The sequence below is a fragment of the Bradyrhizobium agreste genome, assembly GCF_016031625.1.
Classification (GTDB): Bacteria; Pseudomonadota; Alphaproteobacteria; order Rhizobiales; family Xanthobacteraceae; genus Bradyrhizobium; species Bradyrhizobium agreste.
This window is the reverse complement of record NZ_JACCHP010000012.1, coordinates 201,371-216,721: the sequence shown is the minus strand read 5'-3', so window position 1 is coordinate 216,721 and position 15,351 is coordinate 201,371. Positions and strand designations below refer to the sequence as shown.

At 64.5% G+C, this 15,351-nt stretch carries 16 protein-coding genes and 1 other RNA gene; 10 read left to right on the top strand and 7 right to left on the bottom strand.

Translation table 11 applies throughout. From position 1 onward, the window contains the following. Window positions 1-403 precede the first annotated feature (403 nt). Window positions 404-1,522 carry a DUF2336 domain-containing protein gene (locus HZZ13_RS20215; protein WP_197961284.1) on the top strand — a complete coding sequence of 373 codons (1,119 nt, stop codon included), beginning with the start codon at window positions 404-406 and terminating at the stop codon, window positions 1,520-1,522. A gap of 42 nt (window positions 1,523-1,564) precedes the next feature. Continuing rightward, window positions 1,565-1,807, top strand: a complete 243-nt coding sequence (locus HZZ13_RS20210; protein WP_197961283.1) for a hypothetical protein — start codon at window positions 1,565-1,567, stop codon at window positions 1,805-1,807. Between the two features lie 155 nt (window positions 1,808-1,962). Here HZZ13_RS20210 and feoB read toward each other — a convergent pair whose 3' ends face one another. The 7 genes from feoB to ssrA form a co-directional block, all read right to left on the bottom strand. Then, window positions 1,963-3,834 (bottom strand): ferrous iron transporter B, encoded by a 1,872-nt coding sequence (gene feoB / locus HZZ13_RS20205; RefSeq protein ID WP_197961282.1) that lies wholly within the window; start codon window positions 3,832-3,834, stop codon window positions 1,963-1,965. A 38-nt stretch (window positions 3,835-3,872) separates the two neighbouring features. Beyond that, window positions 3,873-4,148, bottom strand: coding sequence for a FeoA family protein (locus HZZ13_RS20200; RefSeq protein WP_197961281.1), 276 nt, complete (start codon window positions 4,146-4,148; stop codon window positions 3,873-3,875). Window positions 4,149-4,264: 116 nt separating this feature from the next. Next, window positions 4,265-4,516: a ribbon-helix-helix domain-containing protein gene (locus HZZ13_RS20195; RefSeq protein WP_025038043.1), complete on the bottom strand. Its 252-nt coding sequence runs from the start codon at window positions 4,514-4,516 to the stop codon at window positions 4,265-4,267. Further along, complete coding sequence (locus HZZ13_RS20190) at window positions 4,513-4,701, bottom strand: DUF4169 family protein (RefSeq protein ID WP_109144934.1); 189 nt, start codon at window positions 4,699-4,701, stop codon at window positions 4,513-4,515. The genes HZZ13_RS20195 and HZZ13_RS20190 overlap by 4 nt, the downstream gene beginning before the upstream one ends. Window positions 4,702-4,976: 275 nt before the next feature. Next, entirely contained in the window at window positions 4,977-6,410 is a 1,434-nt protein-coding gene (gene fumC / locus HZZ13_RS20185) for a class II fumarate hydratase (RefSeq protein ID WP_197961280.1), read from the bottom strand. 89 nt (window positions 6,411-6,499) lie between these two features. After that, window positions 6,500-7,018, bottom strand: coding sequence for an SspB family protein (locus HZZ13_RS20180; protein ID WP_197961279.1), 519 nt, complete (start codon window positions 7,016-7,018; stop codon window positions 6,500-6,502). A 116-nt stretch (window positions 7,019-7,134) separates the two neighbouring features. Continuing rightward, window positions 7,135-7,501: a transfer-messenger RNA gene (gene ssrA / locus HZZ13_RS20175) on the bottom strand. Window positions 7,502-7,743: 242 nt separating this feature from the next. On the opposite strand from ssrA, the gene HZZ13_RS20170 reads away from it, so the two are divergent. From HZZ13_RS20170 to hflC, 8 genes are all read left to right on the top strand, one after another. Beyond that, window positions 7,744-8,505: a tripartite tricarboxylate transporter TctB family protein gene (locus HZZ13_RS20170; protein ID WP_197961278.1), complete on the top strand. Its 762-nt coding sequence runs from the start codon at window positions 7,744-7,746 to the stop codon at window positions 8,503-8,505. Window positions 8,506-8,512: 7 nt separating this feature from the next. Then, complete coding sequence (locus HZZ13_RS20165; protein WP_197961277.1) at window positions 8,513-10,027, top strand: tripartite tricarboxylate transporter permease; 1,515 nt, start codon at window positions 8,513-8,515, stop codon at window positions 10,025-10,027. A gap of 137 nt (window positions 10,028-10,164) precedes the next feature. Further along, window positions 10,165-11,145, top strand: a complete 981-nt coding sequence (locus HZZ13_RS20160; RefSeq protein ID WP_197961276.1) for a tripartite tricarboxylate transporter substrate binding protein BugD — start codon at window positions 10,165-10,167, stop codon at window positions 11,143-11,145. Between the two features lie 172 nt (window positions 11,146-11,317). After that, window positions 11,318-12,112, top strand: a complete 795-nt coding sequence (locus HZZ13_RS20155; RefSeq protein WP_197961275.1) for a thymidylate synthase — start codon at window positions 11,318-11,320, stop codon at window positions 12,110-12,112. Window positions 12,113-12,117: 5 nt separating this feature from the next. Beyond that, window positions 12,118-12,603, top strand: coding sequence for a GNAT family N-acetyltransferase (locus HZZ13_RS20150; RefSeq protein ID WP_197961274.1), 486 nt, complete (start codon window positions 12,118-12,120; stop codon window positions 12,601-12,603). After that, the gene (locus tag HZZ13_RS20145) at window positions 12,603-13,112 is read left to right on the top strand and encodes a dihydrofolate reductase (RefSeq protein ID WP_197961273.1); all 510 of its coding nucleotides are present in this window, start codon (window positions 12,603-12,605) and stop codon (window positions 13,110-13,112) included. The genes HZZ13_RS20150 and HZZ13_RS20145 overlap by 1 nt, the downstream gene beginning before the upstream one ends. 151 nt (window positions 13,113-13,263) lie before the next feature. After that, window positions 13,264-14,400 carry an FtsH protease activity modulator HflK gene (hflK, locus tag HZZ13_RS20140; RefSeq protein ID WP_197961272.1) on the top strand — a complete coding sequence of 379 codons (1,137 nt, stop codon included), beginning with the start codon at window positions 13,264-13,266 and terminating at the stop codon, window positions 14,398-14,400. Beyond that, on the top strand, window positions 14,397-15,293 hold the full coding sequence (gene hflC, locus HZZ13_RS20135) for a protease modulator HflC (protein WP_197961271.1): 897 nt from the start codon (window positions 14,397-14,399) through the stop codon (window positions 15,291-15,293). Before hflK ends, hflC begins: the two co-directional genes overlap by 4 nt. Window positions 15,294-15,351 lie beyond the last annotated feature (58 nt).

The following is a 15,351-nucleotide window of genomic DNA, read 5'->3' as shown; positions in this document are numbered from 1 at the left end:
CCCCCGGCCCGCCGCCCGCCAAGCCGAGGCCGAAGCCGCCGCTGGTGCTGACGCCGCAAAATCCGTAGGCGACGCTATCTAAAGCGCTCCGTTGCCGATGCTCGTCATGCCCGGGCTTGTCCCGGGCATCCACGTTCTTCGTGCGATGCGGCAAGGGTGGATGGCCGGGACAAGCCCGGCCATGACGCGCGGAGAGGTTTCAGTGCCTCAAGCTTCTCGGCTCATGCGCAACAGTTAATCCATTCCCTCGCATTTGAACGAATTTTCGTCGGCAAAACTGATTTGCCGATTTTACTGAATTCTCGCGTTTCATCTCTAGCGTTGGTTCCCAGAGGAATTCGGCGTCGCGCCGCGAGCGGCGGGACGGCTCGCCAACGGGCTGCCAAGAACTGGGGTGATCGAGATGAACGGGGCGAAATCACTTCTGCAGGATCTGGACGACGCGATCGCGCGCGGCACCGACGAGAGCCGGACGCGTGCATTGTGGCATGCGACCGACATCCTGATCACCGGCCGCTACAGCGACGACGAGATCAGCATGTTCGGCGAGGTGATCGGCCGGCTTGCCGACGAGATCGAGGTGGCTGCGCGCGCGCAGCTTTCCGAAGTGATGTCGGCCTGCGACCACGCCCCGCTCAACGTCATCGAAAAGCTCGCCCTCGACGACGAGATCGCGGTAGCCGGTCCCGTGTTGCGCGATTCCAACCGCATCGACGAGAAGATGCTGATCGAGAGCGCCATGACCAAGGGCCAGGCGCATCTGCTGGCGATCTCGCAGCGCCAGTCGATCGGCGAAGCCGTGACCGATGTGCTGGTCAAGCGCGGCAACCAGGAGGTCGTGACCTCGGTCGCCAGGAACGAGGGCGCGCGTTTCTCCGGCTCGGGCCTGTTGCACATGGTCCGCCGCGCCGAGGGCGATTCGATCCTTGCCGAGCAGCTCGGCCTGCGCAAGGACGTGCCGCGCCACATCTTCCAGCAGCTGATCGCGAAGGCCTCCGAAGACGTCCGCCGCCGCCTCGAGACCGAGCGGCCCGAGATGATGACGCAGATCCAGAGCTCGGTGACCGAAGTCACCGGCGATCTCCAGTCCAAGTTCGGCCCGTCCTCGCGCAGCTATTTCGTCGCCAAGCGCGTGGTCACGACCCAGTATCGTCAGGGCAATCTCAACCAGGATTCGATCTCGAATTATGCCCGCCAGCACCGCTTCGACGAGGTGCAGATCGGCCTGTCGCTGCTGTCGGCGCTGCCGGTCGACGTGATCGAGCGCGCGTTGATGGACCGCAACCGCGAGATGATCCTGGTGTTGTGCAAGGCCCTCGATTTCTCCTGGGACACGACGATGTCGCTGTTGTTCCTCGGCGCCAAGGATCATCTGATCACGGCGCGCGACCTTCGCGACAACGAGCGCGAGTTCGGCCGCCTCAACATCGAGACCTCGCGCAGCATTCTGAAGTTCTACCAGTCGCGCAAGACCGGCGCGGGTGCCGATGCGGGCCGTCAGCCCGAGCTCCAGGTCCACTGACAAGTCCACTGACAGGTCCACTGAGGAGAGGGAGTACCTGCAATGTTGCCTCAATTCGGCACCGCCGTTCGCAAGAAGAATCTCGCCAATGCCGTCACGACCGATCTCGGCGGCGCAGCTCCGGACAAGGCCTCGGTGGACGCCGCCTGGCTCGTGCTGGAAGCCGCCAACGACCTCGGCGACCACGCTGCGGTGGACGCCTGCCGCCGCGTCATCGACGCCGAGCTGAACGGCACCGTGGCCCGCAGCGCGGACGTCGATCTCGTGCTGGGCTATTTCAGGTAAGGCTCGTCCCTTGCGAGGGCAATAACGGACAATTGTCTCGCTCATTTTGCCCGATGGCGCAATCGGCGGCTTAGGATAATCCGTAAGTCATTGATTTCGCAACCCCGGTCTACTGTGCATGGGGTTGTTTTCGCACTTTTTTGTTTTGAAGGTCCCTAGCCCGCGCCGAGCGCGACGGCGACGTTGTACGTCACGAGGCTCGCCGCATAGGCCAGCACCAGCATGTAGGCGAAGGTGACCCCCATCCAGGCCCAGCTGCCGGTCTCGCGCCGGATCACGGCGAGCGTGGAGGCGCATTGCGGGGCGAAGATGTACCAGGCCAGCATCGACAGCGCGGTCGCGAGCGACCATTTCGTCGCCAGCACCTGGCCGATCTGCTCGGCCGCTTCCTTGCCGCCCTCGATCGCATAGACGGTGCCGAGCGCCGCGACCGCCACCTCGCGCGCCGCCATGCCCGGGATCAAGGCCACCGCGATCTGCCAGTTGAAGCCGACGGGGGCGAGCAGGGGCGCGAGTGCCTTGCCGATCATCGCAGCGAGGCTGAAGTCGATGGCGGGCTCGGTGGCACCCGCGGGCGGCTGCGGGAACGAGGCCAGGAACCAGATCAGCACCATCATCGAGAAGATCGTGGTGCCGGCGCGGTACAGGAACATCTTGGCGCGGGTGAAGATGCCGATCGCGACCGACTTCAGGCGCGGCAATTTGTAGTCCGGCAGCTCCAGCATGAACGGCGCCGGCGCATAGTCGCGGATCATGAAGAACTTGATCACGAACGAGACGGCAAGCGCGCTGACGATCCCGGTCGTGTAGAGGCCGAACATCACGAGGCCCTGCAGGTTGACGAAGCCCCAGACGTCCTTGGCAGGGATGAAGGCGGAGATGATCAGCGTATAGACCGGGATGCGTGCCGAGCAGGTCATGAGCGGCGCGATCAGGATCGTGGTCAGCCGGTCGCGCTTGTCGTCGATGACGCGCGTCGCCATGATGCCGGGAATGGCGCAGGCAAAGCTCGACAGCAGCGGTATGAAGGCGCGGCCGTGCAGGCCGGCACCGCCCATGATGCGGTCCATCAGGAACGCCGCGCGCGCCATGTAGCCGAAATCTTCCAGGAGCAGGATGAACAGGAAGATGAGGATGATCTGCGGCAGGAACACGATGACGCTGCCGACGCCGGAGATCACGCCGTTCTGCAGGAAGCTTTGCAGCAAGCCGTCGGGCAGGGTGGCATGCACCAGCTCGCCGAGCGAGTCGAAGCCGGACTTCAGCAGCTCCATCGCCGGCTGCGCCCAGGCGAACACCGCCTGGAACATCACGAACAGGATCAGCGCGAGCACGATCAGCCCGCCGACCGGATGCAACACGACGGCGTCGATCCGTGCGGTCCAGGTGTCGGGGCGAGCAGGCAGGCTGACGCAGTCGGCGATGATGCGGTCGGCCTCGCGCTGGGTCGCGCGCAATTCGCTGACGGTGAGCGCGCGCCAGCTGTTGTCCTGCGGCTCGGCGGCAAGCTTGGCCGAGATCTCGTCGGTCAGCTTGAGCAGGTCGGCCGTGCCGCCCTTGCGCACCGCGATCGAGGTGACCACGGGCACGTCGAGCTCCTTGGCGAGCCGCTCGACGTCGACATCGATGCCGCGGCGGCTTGCGATGTCGAACATGTTGAGCACGAGGATCATCGGCCGCCCGGTGCGCTTCAGCTCCAGCAGCAGGCGGATGGTCAGGCGCAGATTGGTGGAATCGGCGACGCACAGCACGATATCGGGCACGATCTCGCCGGAGGCCTTGCCGAGCACGAAGTCGCGGGTGATCTCCTCGTCCGGGCTGCGGCCGCGCAGCGAATAGGTACCGGGCAGGTCGACCACGGAGACCTGGCGGCCGAGCGGGGTGACGAAGAAGCCTTCCTTGCGCTCGACGGTGACGCCGGGATAGTTCGCGACCTTCTGCCGGCTGCCGGTCAGCGCGTTGAACAGCGACGTCTTGCCGCTGTTGGGCGTACCGACCAGGGCGAGATGCAGCAGCGGTGCTTCCATGGGATCAAGGGCCTTGCGGGCAAGATTCCGGTCGCGCGTCAGGCGACGATGATGGCCATGGCTTCGCGACGGCGGACCGCGATGGTGATGTTGTCGACCCGGACCGCGATCGGGTCGCGTCCGACCAGCCCCTCATGCAGGATCTCGACCCGGGCGCCCTCGACGAAGCCGAGCTCGATCAGGCGGCTCTCGAGCTCGACCTCCGAAAGCGCCGAGCCAGCCTCTTTGGCGGCGAGGTGCTGGATGACGCCGGTATAGCCGCGCTGGGCCAGACCCAGCGGCATGTGCGAACGCGTATCAGTGGTGTCGGTCATGCCCTGTATTTTCAACGCCGGGCATTGAGGTCAAGCGCGCCCGCCCGCCGAAGCTGCACCTTAGAGCGATTTTAAAGTGCAGAGGCCGGGGCGCCGTCGCGGGCGCCTCCCGACGGCTACTGGGCCGGGACCTTGTCCGGCTGGGCGGCCATGGCGCGGCTCTTGAAGTAGTCCAGGACGAACAGGCGGATCGCCGACGACAGATTGCCCTGCTGGCGGTTGTTGTCGATCTCGCCGACCAGCTCGGACAAGGTCATGTTGCGCAAGCCGGAGATCTCTTTCATGCCGTTCCAGAACGCCTCTTCCAGGCTGACGCTGGTCTTGTGGCCGGCGACGACGATCGACCGTTTCACGACCGGCGACTTCATGGCTGCTCCTCGCGATCGATCCGGTGCTGGTCCAGATGCTCCTTGGCCTGGTCCGCCCGTTTCGCCTCGGACGACCGTTCCGCCTTCGTGCGCCCGAATTTCGCCCGGTTGGCGTCCGCCTGCTTCGCCGAGGCTTCCCGCTCGACGCGCTTCCTGAAACGATTCAGGTTGATGACGTTCCCCATGCCGCGTCTCCATCATCCGATCCTCTTCAGGCAGGATGAAACATTCAGAAACAGGGCGCCGCACTGCGCCCCAGAAGACTTGATCGCCATTCGCTCGTCCTCGTCAATCGGCCCTTGGGGCATCAAAGGATGAATTCGCCCCATCGAGGGCAGTAGGCCTGCGTAACACGCCGCCCCGCCGCAACATTGACGGTAATCAAATCCCGCCCCCAAAGCCGCATATTTTTGGGCCCCGAGCGTCCGTATCATTACGGATGGCTATCGGAATTCGGAAATCATCCCGGGCTGGTCATCTTCTCGGGGCGGACGAGCCGGTCGAACTCGTCGGCCGAGACGAAGCCGAGCCGCAGTGCCTCCTCCTTCAACGTGGTGCCGTTGGCATGCGCCGTCTTGGCCACCTTGGCGGCGTTGTCGTAGCCAATCTTAGGCGCGAGCGCCGTCACCAGCATCAGCGAGCGCTGCATCAGCTCCTTGATCCGCTTCTCGTCGGCGCGGATGCCGCTGACGCAATGCTCGGTGAAGGAGCGCGCGGCATCCGCCATCAGGCGGATCGAGTGCAGCATGTTGTAGGCCAGCACCGGCTTGTAGACGTTGAGCTCGAAATGGCCCTGGCTGCCGGCGACCGTGATTGCGGTGTGATTGCCGAACACCTGGCAGCACACCATGGTCATCGCCTCGCATTGGGTGGGGTTGACCTTGCCCGGCATGATCGAGGAGCCGGGCTCGTTCTCCGGCAGGATCAATTCGCCGAGCCCTGAGCGCGGGCCGGAGCCGAGCAGGCGGATGTCGTTGGCGATCTTGAACAGGCCGGTCGCGACGGAATTGATGGCGCCGTGCGCCAGCACATAGGCATCGTTCGAGGCCAGCGCCTCGAATTTGTTGGCAGCGCTGGTGAAGGGCAGTTTGGTGATCCGGGCAACGTGCTTGGCGAACAGCCTTGCAAAGCGCGGCTTCGAGTTGAGGCCGGTGCCGACGGCTGTGCCGCCCTGCGCCAGCGGATAGAGGTCCTTCACCGCGATCTTGAGCCGGGCGATGCCGCTTTCGACCTGCGCCGCATAGCCGGAAAATTCCTGACCGAGCGTCAGCGGCGTCGCATCCTGGGTATGGGTGCGGCCGATCTTCACGATTTTCGAAAACTCCTTCTCCTTCTTGCGCAGCGCGCGCAGCAGCTCACCGAGCGCAGGGACGAGATCGGCATTGATGCGGCTTGCGGCGGCGATGTGCATCGCGGTCGGGAAGGAGTCGTTCGACGACTGGCTCATGTTGACGTGGTCGTTGGGATGCACCGGCTTCTTGGCGCCGAGCTCGCCGCCGAGCAGCTCGTTGGCGCGGTTGGCGATCACCTCGTTGAGGTTCATGTTGCTCTGCGTGCCCGAGCCGGTCTGCCACACGACAAGCGGGAAATGGTCGTCCAGCTTGCCCTCGATCACCTCGCGCGCGGCGCGGATGATGGCATCGGCGCGGCGCTGGTCGAGCAGGCCGAGCTCGAGATTGGACTGCGTGGCGGCGAGCTTGACCATGCCGAGCGCATGCACGAGCGAGATCGGCATGCGGTCGGTGCCGATGCGGAAATTCTGGCGCGAGCGCTCGGTCTGCGCCCCCCAATACCGGTCGGCGGCGACCTCGATGGGACCGAAGCTGTCGGTCTCGGTTCGGGTTGCGGGGCGGGCAGTCTTCGAGCGGGACGCTTTGGCCATGAGCACATCCATTCTGCCGCGCGAAGCGCCGCACGGCCTCTTCATGTGCTTCTCTATATAGGCAGTTTGGGCAGTCGCGACGGCTTCGCGGCCAAGCTGGATCATTTCTTGCGGAAACGATCGAGCCGCACGACCTCGGCGCCGCCCTGGCTTGGCGGGGTCGGCTCGTCGGCAGCTTCCGCCTTCTCCGTGGCAGGTGCCGGGACCGATACGGCCGATGGCGCGGGCGCTGCCGGCAGATTGTCCGGCGCGACCTCGGTGACGTCGGAGGTGTCGAACTGGAGACCGAACTTCACGGACGGATCGAGGAAGCTCTTGATGGCACTGAACGGCACTACCAGCCGCTCGGGAATGCCGCCAAAGGACAGGCCGACCTCGAAACGGTCCTCGAGCACGGTCAGATCCCAGAACTGGTGCTGGAGGATGATCGTCATCTCCTCCGGATATTGCGCGAGCAGCCGCGGCGACAGCTTCACGCCCTCGGCCTTGGACACGAAGGTGATGAAGAAATGGTGCTCGCCCGGCAGGCCATGGGCCGCGGCATCGCTCAGCACCTTCCGCAGCACGCTGCGCAGCGCATCGCGGGCCAGCACATCGTATCGGATATGATCGGTCGCCATGGTGGTCCTGTTGCATCCCCACAGCCGGACCCTGCCGATCCGACTCGCCAAGTCGCAATAGTACCGCGCCTGACGGGCGAGCAGGAGTCCCCGTCGGGGAAGAAATCGAAGAGTAAAGTGGAGGCTTCTGTTGCCAGGTGCCTCCGAACCCCGCCTAGCGGAGCTTAACCCACTAGGACTTTAGAGTGGTCTTTCAAACTGCGTTACGCAGCCTGAGCAACCGGAGCAAAGTTGTCGTTGGCAACTATTGCAGTAGCCCGATAACGGCGGAACAATACCGGGAAAAAGTACGCCCTTTACGCCCTCGTCGATCCTATTTCGCCCCCGCCAAAGCCCAGCTTCGGGCTCGCCCGATGGTGGGCTTTGGTGGAGGCGCCGGGTACCGCCCCCGGGTCCGAATGGTTTATTGCGACGACCGTTTATTTCCATAGCCGGCGAACCGGCACCCCCAATATAGGGGGCAAAGCTTCCGAAAAACAGAGGGTTGGGGGCGCGATCCCGCGGTTCCCTTTGGATAGGTTCCGGACCGCGCGGGCTGGTCGCTGTTCTGGCCATTGCCAGAGGTCTGGGCCGATCCCCTCTGGCTTCTGCTGGCCGGCGGCGTGTTGGGTTTTGCTGGCATTGTGTGATGAAAATCGCTAGGCAGTGATCCGGGCGGGGGTAACCAGTTCCAGCCGATTTAGAACAACAGTGCTCGTGACTTACAGGTCGCGGAGGAGACAGGCATGGCCGACACGATGGGCCACTCAGCGACAGCCACCCGAAACACCCGGTTGGCGCTCGGCTTTTGTCTGCTGGCGATTGCGCCGCAGATTTTCGAATTAATCTGGTCGATCGGGACGATCTTCGGCTGGGGGGCTGGCCGCGGTCCGGCGGCGGTCGTCACCAGCCACGCGACGGCGCTGCTCGCCGGCGCGCCCAGCGCCATATTCGGATCGTTTGGCGGCGGCGCCAAGAAGATGTCGTCCGAGGTGCTGCTGGCACTGATCTATTCCTATCCGCTGTTTGTGGTGGCCATCCTCACGCTGTTCATGACCATCCGTTCGGCGCAAGATTATGTCGGCGGCGTCGTCCTGATGGCCGTGGCCCTGTTCGCGCTCTGGGCCTCGAGCGATTTGCAGGGCATGCGTGGCTTCTCCTTCGGTGCGGGCACTGCGCCGCGTATGTTCGGCGGACTGCTGGTTGCCCTGTCTGCCGGCGTCGCGTTGACCGGCTTGATCACGGAGGGACCGGCGCTCGCCCATTATTCCTGGCGCGGGCCGCTGTTCGTGATGGCGGCGATCCTGTTCTTCGCGCTGGCGATCCGGCCGCTCGGCCTCGTGGTCACGGCTTTTGCCAGCTTCATGATCGCCGCGACGGGCTCGCACGAGACGCGTTGGCTGGAGGCGGCCATCGTCGGCGCCTGCCTGACGCTCGGCTGTGCAATCCTGTTCCCCTACGTGCTCGGGCTGCCGATGCCGATGTTTCCGCGTTTCCTGGTCCAGTGAGGGCGTGATGGATATCTTTGCCAACCTCGCCCACGGCTTCGCCGTCGCGCTCTCCCCGATCAACCTCCTGATGTGCCTGATCGGCGCCCTCGTCGGCACGCTGGTCGGCGTTCTCCCCGGCATCGGCACCATCGCGACCGTTGCGATGCTGCTGCCGATCACGTTCGGGCTGCCGCCGGTCGGCGCGCTGATCATGCTCGCCGGCATCTACTACGGTGCGCAATATGGCGGCTCGACCACGTCGATCCTGGTCAACATACCCGGTGAGGCGACATCGGTCGTGACCGCCATCGACGGTCACCAGATGGCTAAGCAGGGCCGTGCCGGCCCGGCGCTGGCGATCGCCGCGATCGGCTCGTTCTTCGCCGGCTGCGTCGCGACCGTCTTGATCGCACTGCTCGGCGCACCCCTGACGAAACTCGCGCTGGCGTTCGGCCCGGCCGAGTATTTCTCGCTGATGGTGCTCGGTCTGATCTTCGCGGTCGTGCTGGCCAAGGGCTCGGTGCTGAAGGCGATCGCGATGATCGTGTTCGGCCTGTTGCTGTCGATGGTCGGTTCGGACATCGAGACCGGTGCCTCGCGCATGGCCTTCAACATTCCGGAGCTCGCCGACGGCCTCGGCTTTGCGACCGTGGCGATGGGTGTGTTCGGCTTTGCCGAGATCATCCGCAACCTCGACCACGGCGCCGAGATGAATCGCGACCTCGTGCAGCAGAAGATCACCGGCCTGATGCCGACCCGGAAGGACCTGGCCGATTCGACGCCGCCGATCCTGCGTGGCACTGTGCTCGGCTCGATCCTCGGCATCCTGCCCGGTGGCGGCGCGGTGATCGCGTCCTTCGCGGCCTATACGCTCGAGAAGAAGCTCGCCAAGAACCCCTCCCGGTTCGGCCGCGGCGCGATCGAGGGCGTGGCGGGGCCGGAGAGTGCCAACAATGCCGCGGCACAGACCTCGTTCATTCCGTTGCTCACTCTCGGCATCCCGCCGAACGCAGTAATGGCGCTGATGGTGGGCGCGATGACCATCCATGGCATCGTGCCCGGTCCGCAGGTGATGCAGAAGCAGCCGGATCTCGTCTGGGGCATGATCGCCTCGATGTGGATCGGCAATCTGATGCTGATCATCATCAATCTGCCGCTGGTCGGAATCTGGGTGCGGCTCTTGCGCGTGCCCTACCGGCTGATGTTCCCCTCGATCGTGATCTTCTGCGCGATCGGCATCTATTCGGTGAACAACGCGCCGGTCGACGTCATCCTCGCGGGCATCTTCGGTCTCGTCGGGTATTGGCTGATCAAGCACGATTTCGAGCCGGCGCCGCTCTTGCTCGGCATGGTGCTGGGACCACTGATGGAAGAGAACCTGCGCCGGGCGCTGCTGATCTCGCGCGGCGACTGGAGCGTGTTCCTGACGCGTCCGTTGTCGGCGGTGCTGCTTGCGGTCGCGGCAAGCCTGCTTGTCCTTACGGTGCTACCCGTGTTGCGCGCCAAGCGCGACGAGGTGTTCACCGAGTCCGAGAATTGAGGTCGGCCGCGCCCTGGTCGGCTCAGTCCTGCGTCGGCACGCCGCATTCGGAAGTCGAATCGACTTGTGTTACGGCTTTGTGAAATGGAAATGCCGGCCTTTGGGCCGGCATTTTATTGTGTCCAAGGGGGATCGCCATGACGTTCATTCGCGCGCTCGCAGGCGCATGCGCAGCAGCGGTCGCATCGCTGGGCGCCTTCATCGCAACGGCTGAGGCGCAGACCTATCCGACGCGCAGCATTACCATGATCGTGCCTTTCGCGGCCGGCGGGCCGACTGACGTGATCTCACGCATCGTTACCGGGCACATGGCGCAGACGCTCGGGCAGAGCATCATCATCGAGAACGTGGTCGGCGCCGGCGGCACCACCGCCACGGCGCGTGCCGCGCGTGCGGCCAATGATGGCTATACGCTGATCACCGGGCATATGGGCACGCATGCCGCCTCCGTGCCGCTCTATCCGAAGCTGGCCTATCACCCCGAGAAAGACTTCGAGCCGATCGCACTTCTAGCCGGCACGCCGATCCTGATCCTGGCGCGCAAGGACTTTCCGCCGAAGGACCTCAAGGAGTTCGTCACCTATGTGAAGGCGAATGCCGAGAAGGTGAACGCCGCGCATGCCGGCGTCGGCTCGGTTTCGCACGTCTCGTGCGAGCTCCTCCACTCCATCCTGAACATCAAGCCCGTCGGCGTGCCCTTCAACGGCACGGGACCTGCGATGAACGCGCTGGTGGCGGGTCAGGTCGACTACATGTGCGACCAGATCGTCAACGCCGTCCCGCAGATCAATGCCGGCACCATCAAGGCCTATGCAATCGCCACGGCCGAGCGCAACCCGTCGCTGCCGAACGTGCCGACCACGGCGGAAGCCGGCCTGCCGGCATTCCAGGCTCAGGCCTGGAACGCGATGTTCGCGCCCAAGGGAACCTCGCCTGCGATCGTGGCAACCGTGAACGCCGCCGCCGTCAAGGCGCTCGACGACGAGACGGTGAAGAAGCGCCTGCTCGAGCTCGGCAGCGTTATCCCCGGGCCGAAGGACCGAACCCCGGAGGCGCTGGCGACCCTGGTCAAGAACGAGATCGCGAAGTGGAGCCCGGTGCTCAAGCCGGCAAATTAAGCGAAGGCGATCAAGGCGCTAGGCGAGGGGCGGAACGCTGACTTTCGCCCCTTGTCGTTTGTGCCGGGAACACTCACTTTTCCGGGTATAATCGACGGGGACAGCGAATCGCCGCTGTCGCAGCGCTGGGGGTGTCGTTAAGTTCGGCGCCTCCCCAAAGGCTCAGTCGCCCATGCACCAATATCAGGACCTGCTCGAGCGGATTCTTTCCGACGGCGCCGAGAAGACCGACCGGACCGGCACCGGCACGCTCTCGGTGTTCGGCCATCAGATGCGCTTCAATCTGTCGGCCGGCTTCCCGATGCTGACGACCAAGCGGCTGCCGCTGAAGGCGATCGTGCATGAGCTGCTCTGGTTCCTGAAGGGCGACACCAACATCAAATATCTTCGCGACAACGGCGTCACCATTTGGGACGAATGGGCGGACGCCAATGGCGATCTCGGTCCGGTCTACGGCCATCAATGGCGCTCCTGGCCGACACCCGACGGCGGCAGCATCGACCAGATCGCCAAGGTCATCGACATGATCAAGCGCACCCCGGATTCGCGTCGGCTGATTGTGACAGCCTGGAATCCGGCGGACGTCGACAAGATGGCGCTGCCGCCTTGCCACCTGCTGTTCCAGTTCTATGTCGCGAACGGCAAGCTGTCGTGCCAGCTCTATCAGCGTTCGGCGGACGTCTTCCTCGGCGTGCCCTTCAACATCGCATCCTACGCGCTGCTCACCATGATGGTCGCACAAGTCACCGGCCTCAAGCCCGGCGACTTCGTGCACTCGCTCGGCGACACCCATCTTTATTCCAACCATCTGGAGCAGGCGCGGCTCCAGCTCAGCCGCGCCCCGCGCGCACTGCCGGTGATGCGGATCAACCCCGACGTGAAGGACATCTTCTCCTTCCGCTACGAAGACTTCGAGCTCGTCGGATACGATCCGCATCCGCACATCAAGGCGGACGTCGCGGTCTGACACCGATGCCGTCGACCATCCGCCGTGCGCAGCCCGGAGAGGCCAGGCTCGTTCTCTCCTTCGTCCGCGAGCTCGCCGAGTACGAAAAGCTGTCGCACGAGGTCGAGGCGACCGAGGCCGACATCGCCGACGCGCTGTTCGGCGAGAGGCCGCAGCTCTATTGCGCGATCGCGGAGTGGAACGGTGAGCCGGTCGGCTTCGCGGTGTGGTTTCTCAATTTCTCCACCTTCAGCGGCCGTCACGGCATCTATCTCGAGGATCTCTACGTGCGGCCGTCACACCGGGGCAAGGGCCTCGGCAAGGCGCTGCTGGCCTACCTCGCCAGGGAATGCGTCGACAACGGCTGGTCGCGCCTGCAATGGGCGGTGCTCGACTGGAACGCACCCTCGATTGCGTTCTACAAATCCCTTGGCGCGGTCATGCTGGACGACTGGACGCTGTGCCGGGTCACCGGGCCTGCGCTGACCCAGCTTGCCGGGAGCTCTGCCTGATGGAGATCGTTTTCGTCGTCGCAATCGCGGAGAATGGCGTCATCGGCGCGGGCAATGCGATGCCGTGGCGATTGAAGTCCGATATGGCGCGCTTCAAGGCGCTGACGATCGGCAAGCCGGTGATCATGGGACGCAAGACCTTCGAGACCCTGCGCCGGCCACTGCCGGGCCGCACCAACATCGTGGTCACCCGCGATCCGGCCTATCGCGCCAATGGCGCCATCGTCACGACGTCGCCAGCGGATGCGGAGGCGGTCGCGCGCGGCGATGCCCTGCGGCGTTCGGTCACCGAGATTGCGGTGATCGGCGGCGCCGAGATCTTCCGGCAATGGCTTGGTCGCGCCGATCGTCTCGAAATCACCGAAGTGCACGCGCGCCCCGAAGGCGATACGCATTTCGACATCGACAAGGCGGAATGGGACGAGGTTAGGCGCGTCTGCCACCCTGCCGGCCCCGACGACAGCGCCGACGTCTCCTATGTGACATATCGTCGGCGGCGCGGCCATTAACCGCTTTCGTCAATGTTTACATTGACTTTTTCGTGCCTGAGCATAGCTCGGAAGACGGTCGGGCTGCGTTGTAAGGGACTTGCCTGTCCCCTATAAAGCCGGACCGGACAAAGCGGGCGGGGCAATTCCACCCTGCCGAGGAGAGCGTCGAATGCCGTGGAAGAATCAGGGCGGTGGCCCATGGGGCTCGGGTCCAAAGGGACCATGGGGCTCGGGCCCGCAACCGGTCGGGCCGAGGCCGCCGGATCTGGAAGACCTTCTGCGGCGTGGCCAGGACCGCCTCCAGCAGATCATGCCGGGCGGCTATTTCTCCGGCATGGGTATCACGCTGATCATCCTGCTGATCGTCGCCTTCTGGCTGCTGTCGGGCTTCTTCCGCGTGCAGTCCGAAGAGCTCGGCGTCGTGCTGCGCTTCGGCAAGCATGTCCGCACCGTGCAGCCGGGCCTGAACTATCATCTGCCCTACCCGATCGAGACAGTGCTGCTGCCCAAGGCGCTGCGCGTCAACACCATCTCGGTTGGCATGACGCTGATCGAGGATCCGGCGCGGCGCGGCCGCTCCATTCGCGACGTGCCTGAAGAGAGCCTGATGCTGACCGGCGACGAGAACATCGTCGACGTCGACTTCACCGTGCTCTGGCGCATCAAGCCGGACGGCATCGGCGACTTCCTCTTCAACATCCAGAATCCCGAAGGTACCGTGAAGGCGGTCTCCGAGAGCGCGATGCGTGAGGTGATCGGCCGTTCGCAGATCCAGCCGATCCTGACCGGCGCCCGCAACACGATCGAGCAGCGTGTGCAGGAGCTGATCCAGAAGACCCTCGACAGCTATGGCGCGGGCATTCAGATCACCCAGGTGCAGATGCAGAAGGTGGATCCGCCGGCGCAGGTGATCGACGCCTTTCGCGACGTCCAGGCGGCCCGTGCCAATCTCGAGCAGCTGCAAAACGAAGCACATACCTACGCCAATCAGGTCGTGCCGCAGGCGCACGGAAGGGCAGCCAAGATCCTCCAGGACGCCGAAGGCTACAAGGAGCAGGCGGTTGCCGAGGCCAAGGGCCAGAGCGCGCGCTTCCTGAAGGTTTACGAGGAATACAAGAAGGCGCCCGACGTGACGCGAGAGCGGATTTATCTGGAAACGATGGAGCGCGTGCTCGGCGGCGCCGACAAGCTCGTCTATGACGGCGGCCCCTCAGGTCAGGGCGTCGTGCCCTATCTGCCGCTTCCCGAACTGGCGCCAAAACGGACACCTGCGACCGGTCCGCAGTCGAGCGGAGGCAACCGATGAGATCTCCGGCTACGGGTTTCGTCACGCTGCTCGGGCTGCTTCTGGTCCTGATCGTGGCCTACATGTCCCTGTTCACGGTGCAGCAGACCGAGCAGACGATCGTGCTCCAATTCGGCAAGCCCGTCGACGTCGTCACCGCGCCCGGCCTGCATTTCAAGGCGCCGTGGAATTCGGTGATCAACATCGACAAGCGGATTCTCGATCTGGAGAACCCGTCGCAGGAGGCGATCGCCTCCGACCAGAAGCGGCTCGTGGTCGACGCCTTCGCGCGCTATCGCATCAAGGATGCGCTGCGCTTCTATCAGAGCGTCGGCTCGATCCAGGCTGCCAATATCCAGCTCACCACGCTCCTGAATGCGGCCCTGCGCCGCGTGCTCGGCGAGGTCACCTTCATCAACGTGGTGCGCGACGACCGCGAGAAGCTGATGCTGCGCATCCGCGACCAGCTCGACCGCGAGGCCGACGGCTATGGCATTCAGGTGGTCGACGTCCGGATCCGCCGCGCCGACCTGCCGGAGCAGAACAGCCAGGCGGTCTATCTGCGCATGAAGACCGAGCGTGAGCGCGAGGCCGCCGAGTTCCGGGCACAGGGGGGCCAGAAGGCTCAGGAGATCAAGTCCAAGGCCGACCGCGAGGCGACCGTCATCATCGCGGAAGCCAATTCGCAGGCCGAGCAGACCCGCGGTGCGGGCGATGCCGAGCGCAACCGCCTGTTTGCCGAGGCCTACGGCAAGGACGCCGACTTCTTCGCCTTCTACCGGTCGATGACGGCCTACGAGAACGGGCTGCGTGCGAACGACACCCGCTTCCTGCTGAGGCCGGATTCGGATTTCTTCCGGTACTTCGGTAACCCGTCCGGCAAGACGGCAACCGAGACGCCGGCGAAGCCGTAAGCTAGACACGGGCGGCGGATTTCGCCGCCCTTCGTCCAGACAAGAACAGCATAGCGGG

Coding starts and splice junctions, on each gene's coding strand:
- HZZ13_RS20215 (WP_197961284.1), top strand. CDS start 404: ATGAACGGGGCGAAATCACTTCTGCAGGATCTGGACGACGCGATCGCG.
- HZZ13_RS20210 (WP_197961283.1), top strand. CDS start 1,565: ATGTTGCCTCAATTCGGCACCGCCGTTCGCAAGAAGAATCTCGCCAAT.
- feoB (WP_197961282.1), bottom strand. CDS start 3,834: ATGGAAGCACCGCTGCTGCATCTCGCCCTGGTCGGTACGCCCAACAGC.
- HZZ13_RS20200 (WP_197961281.1), bottom strand. CDS start 4,148: ATGACCGACACCACTGATACGCGTTCGCACATGCCGCTGGGTCTGGCC.
- HZZ13_RS20195 (WP_025038043.1), bottom strand. CDS start 4,516: ATGAAGTCGCCGGTCGTGAAACGGTCGATCGTCGTCGCCGGCCACAAG.
- HZZ13_RS20190 (WP_109144934.1), bottom strand. CDS start 4,701: ATGGGGAACGTCATCAACCTGAATCGTTTCAGGAAGCGCGTCGAGCGG.
- fumC (WP_197961280.1), bottom strand. CDS start 6,410: ATGGATGTGCTCATGGCCAAAGCGTCCCGCTCGAAGACTGCCCGCCCC.
- HZZ13_RS20180 (WP_197961279.1), bottom strand. CDS start 7,018: ATGGCGACCGATCATATCCGATACGATGTGCTGGCCCGCGATGCGCTG.
- HZZ13_RS20170 (WP_197961278.1), top strand. CDS start 7,744: ATGGCCGACACGATGGGCCACTCAGCGACAGCCACCCGAAACACCCGG.
- HZZ13_RS20165 (WP_197961277.1), top strand. CDS start 8,513: ATGGATATCTTTGCCAACCTCGCCCACGGCTTCGCCGTCGCGCTCTCC.
- HZZ13_RS20160 (WP_197961276.1), top strand. CDS start 10,165: ATGACGTTCATTCGCGCGCTCGCAGGCGCATGCGCAGCAGCGGTCGCA.
- HZZ13_RS20155 (WP_197961275.1), top strand. CDS start 11,318: ATGCACCAATATCAGGACCTGCTCGAGCGGATTCTTTCCGACGGCGCC.
- HZZ13_RS20150 (WP_197961274.1), top strand. CDS start 12,118: ATGCCGTCGACCATCCGCCGTGCGCAGCCCGGAGAGGCCAGGCTCGTT.
- HZZ13_RS20145 (WP_197961273.1), top strand. CDS start 12,603: ATGGAGATCGTTTTCGTCGTCGCAATCGCGGAGAATGGCGTCATCGGC.
- hflK (WP_197961272.1), top strand. CDS start 13,264: ATGCCGTGGAAGAATCAGGGCGGTGGCCCATGGGGCTCGGGTCCAAAG.
- hflC (WP_197961271.1), top strand. CDS start 14,397: ATGAGATCTCCGGCTACGGGTTTCGTCACGCTGCTCGGGCTGCTTCTG.